Below are 3,651 nucleotides of genomic sequence, written 5' to 3'. Positions count from 1 at the left end.
TCCTTGATCCGCTCGATCGAGTACTTCACGTCGGCAGCGGTCACCTTGCGGCCGCTGTGGAAGTACGCGTTGTCGCGCAGCTTGAACGTCACGGTCTGGCCGTCCGCGCTCAGCTCCCACGACTCGGCGATCGCCGGCTTGATCTCGCCCCGGTACGACTGCACGAGCGACTCGTAGATCTGCTCGTTGATGACGAAGGCCGAGGTCTCCGACATCCGGTGCGGGTCGAGTTCGTTGGCGTCCAGCCGGATCATGATCCGCAGGCGGCCACCGGACTTCGGCGTGCCGGCTGCCTGCGTCTCGTCCTCGAGCTTGACGTTGCTGGTGAGGCCGTCGCTGGCGTTGCCACCGGACTTGCCCGACGGCGGCTCGCCGCCTCCGCAGCCGGCCGCGAGCGTCGTCACGACGCCCACCGCCAGCGCTCTCATCAGAATTCGGGTACGCATCAGTCTCCTTGGCAGTGTCACGATTAGCGCTTCATCGCGCGGCCGGCTTCCATGCCTCCCCATAGACCCGAAGCCAGTTGCCGCCGAGGATCTTGATCACGTCCTCCGGCGAGAATCCGCCGGCCAGAAGCGCCTCGGTGATGTTGGGGAAGTCCGCGGCGTCGTCCATGCCGATCGCCCGGCGCTCCTCCCATCCGAAGTCACCGAGCAGGTTCTGGTGCTCCTTCGAGTTCGCCTGCGCGATGCTCTTGAGCTGCGCGATCCGCATCTCCTCGGTCCACGTCTCGTCGTAGTCGGTGGCGACGGCGACGTGGTCGACGCCGGCCACCTCCACCACACGGCAGACGTGCTCCACGAAGCGGGTCAGGTCCGGACGACGGGACGGGTCCTCCGGGTGGTACAGGAACCCCGACAGGGTGGTGATGCCCATGACGCCGCCCTGCTCGGCGAGGCGCCGCAGGTATCCGTCCGACTTGGCGCGGATGTGCGGCGACAGCGCGTCGCAGAAGGCGTGCGTGACGACGACCGGCTTGTCCGAGGCGTCCATCGCGTCCAGGCCGGTGCGCTCGCCGCTGTGCGAGACGTCGACCAGCACGCCCAGCTGGTTCATCGCCTTGACGAAGGCGCGGCCCCGGTGCGTCAGCCCCGAGTCGGTGTCCTCGCCGCAGCCCGCGCCGAGCAGGTTCTGCCGCTGGTAGGTCAGCTGAAGGATGCGGACGCCCAGGTCGTGGAACGTGCCGAGCAGGTCGAGGTCACCCCCGATCATCTCGGTGTCCTGCGGGCCGAGGATGACGGCCTCCTTGCCCTCGGCCTTGGCCCGGTGGATGTCGTCCACGGTCAGGGCGAGCAGCACCTCGTCCGGGTGTGCGTCGATCCACCTGCGGCAGCGGTTGACCTCGCGCAGGGCGGTGACGGTGTCCGCGTACGGCCGGGTGACCGTGTGGTTGACCGCGGTGACGCCTCCTCGCCGGATCCGGTCGAGGTGGGCGTCGCTCAGCTCGATGACCGTGCTTCCGTCCACCACTGTTGCGGCGGCGTGCAGGTCGGCGGCGGAACGAACGGGTTGGGCGGTGGCGGCAGTCTTCACGTCATCTCCAGATCATCGGAAGATGCCGAGACTCTACGAGCCACGCCAGTTATTGTCCATGAAATCTCAGCAACTCGTCGGTAGACAGCTTTGAAGCGACGAATTTCGTCGTTATAGCTCTAGCAAACCGATCGAGGGTGCCCGTCCGGCGCGAATCCGCCATAGCGCGAGAAGACCCTTATGGAGGACAAATACGGCATGGTGCACAGTGGACCGGCGCGGGTCACACCGGACACGAGAAGCGCCCGGCCGGAGCCGGGCGCTTCGTCGAGAGGTTCGACCTTCACGCGGTGAGCGCGATGTACTTCTCCTCCAGGAACTCCAGGATGCCCTCGGAGCCGCCCTCCCGGCCGAGGCCGCTCTGCTTGACCCCGCCGAACGGGGCGGCCGGGTCGCTGACGACGCCCCGGTTCACGGCCACCATCCCGGCTTCCAGACGCCGGGCGACGGCCATCGCCTCCCGCTCCTCACCGAAGACGTACGCCATCAGGCCGTAGACGGTGTCGTTCGCCATCTCGACCGCGTCGTCGACGTGGTCGAAGCGGATCACCGCGGTGACCGGCCCGAAGATCTCTGTCGTGGTGATGGTGGAGCCGTGCACCACACCGGTCAGCAGCGTCGCGTCGTAGAACGCGCCGTGGCCCGGAGACCGTCCGCCGCGCACCACGGTGGCCCCCTGCGCGACGGCGGTCCGGACCAGGTCCGCCACCTTGTCCCGCTCGGCAACCGAGACGAGCGCGCCCAGGTCGTTCGCCCGGTCGAGCCCCGGCCCGACCGACACCGCGGCGAGGGCGGCGTCCATCCGGGCGACGAACTCGTCGTGCACCGAGGAATGGACGTAGAAGCGGTTGGCCGCGGTGCAGGCGGACCCGCCGTTGCGCATCTTGGCCAGCAGAGCGCCCTCCACTGCGGTGTCCAGGTCCGCGCTCGGCAGCACGATGAGCGGGGCGTTGCCGCCGAGCTCCATCGACGTGCTGACCACGCTGTCCGCGCAGGCGTGCAGCAGCTCACGGCCGACCTCGGTGGAGCCGGTGAAGGAGAGCTTGCGGACCTCGGGACGGTCGATCATCCGCTTCACCAGCGGGCCGGTCGGCACCGGAGTGACCAGGTTGACCACGCCACGCGGCACGCCGGCACGGCGCAGGACCTCCACGACGTAGGCGGCGGTCAGCGGCGTCTCCCGCGCGGGCTTGAGGATGGTCGTGCACCCGGCCGCCAGCGCCGGGCCGAGCTTGCGCGTGGCCATCGCGGCCGGGAAGTTCCACGGCGTGACCAGCAGGGACACGCCGATGGGTTGCCGGTCCACGACGATCCGCTTGTCCCCCGCCGGGGAGAGGCGGTAGTCGCCCGGCACCCGGACGGCCTCCTCGGCGAACCAGCGGAAGAACTCCTTGGCGTAGTTGGCCTCGCCGATCGCGTCCGCCCACGACTTGCCGTTCTCCCGCACCATCAGCTCGGCGAAGACCTCGACCTCGTCGGTGAGGATCTCGTACGCCCGGCGCAGCAGCTCACTGCGCTCGCGCGGGGCGGTCGCGGCCCAGGCGGGCTGGGCCGCCGCCGCGGCGTCCACGGCCGCCATGCAGTCCTGCTCCGTCGCGACGGCGAACCGGGCGATGGTGGAGAGGTCGGCGGGGTCGGTCACGTCGAACCGGCGGCCGTCGGAGCCGGGCCGCCACTGCCCGTCGATGAAGAGGTCCGCGAGCAGGTTCACCTGAGACTCCCATTCGCCATGGCGCCGTCGTGGGCGCGTTCCAGGATGTCGAGCAGCAGCTCGCGGGACGGGTCCACCGGCGCGGCCGCGATCAGCCGGGTGGACCTGAGCCCCAGCTCGGCGATCTGCGGAAGCTGGCTGCGCATCAGCCCGATCTCGGCGAGCGTGCGCGGCACGCCGATCTCCCGGTTGATCTCGACCACCCGGGCGAGCGTCCGCGCCGCGGAGGCGTCCGCGGCCGGGACCGCTTCGAGCGCCGCGCCGAGCGCCGCGAGCCGCTCGGCGACCGCCGGCTGCGCCGTCAGCGTGTCGATGACGTACGGGAGCATCAGCCCGGTGCCGAGCCCGTGCGGAGTCTTGGTGAGCGCGCCGATCGGGTACTGCAGGGCGTGGCACAGGTGGGTGCC

Annotated in this window: 4 protein-coding genes; all 4 read right to left on the bottom strand. The window is 70.0% G+C overall.

Features of this window, described 5'->3' with window-relative positions; genetic code table 11:
- On the bottom strand, window positions 1–428 hold a 428-nt coding region (locus tag KBX39_RS26320), incomplete at its 3' end, for an ABC transporter substrate-binding protein (protein WP_247660612.1).
- Window positions 429–477: 49 nt separating this feature from the next.
- Window positions 478–1,533, bottom strand: coding sequence for a dipeptidase (locus KBX39_RS26315; protein WP_210873026.1), 1,056 nt, complete (start codon window positions 1,531–1,533; stop codon window positions 478–480).
- Window positions 1,534–1,816: 283 nt separating this feature from the next.
- Window positions 1,817–3,244: an NAD-dependent succinate-semialdehyde dehydrogenase gene (locus KBX39_RS26310; protein WP_312247491.1), complete on the bottom strand. Its 1,428-nt coding sequence runs from the start codon at window positions 3,242–3,244 to the stop codon at window positions 1,817–1,819.
- Window positions 3,241–3,651, bottom strand: a 411-nt coding sequence (locus KBX39_RS26305) for an iron-containing alcohol dehydrogenase (protein WP_210873024.1), incomplete at its 5' end; no start/stop codon positions are given. The genes KBX39_RS26310 and KBX39_RS26305, both read right to left, overlap by 4 nt.

The organism is Micromonospora sp. D75 (assembly GCF_018070405.1).
GTDB classification, from domain to species: Bacteria; Actinomycetota; Actinomycetes; order Mycobacteriales; family Micromonosporaceae; genus Micromonospora; species Micromonospora chalcea.
The sequence above is the reverse complement of the archived record's forward strand: the minus strand, read 5'-3'. Positions and strand labels throughout refer to the sequence as shown.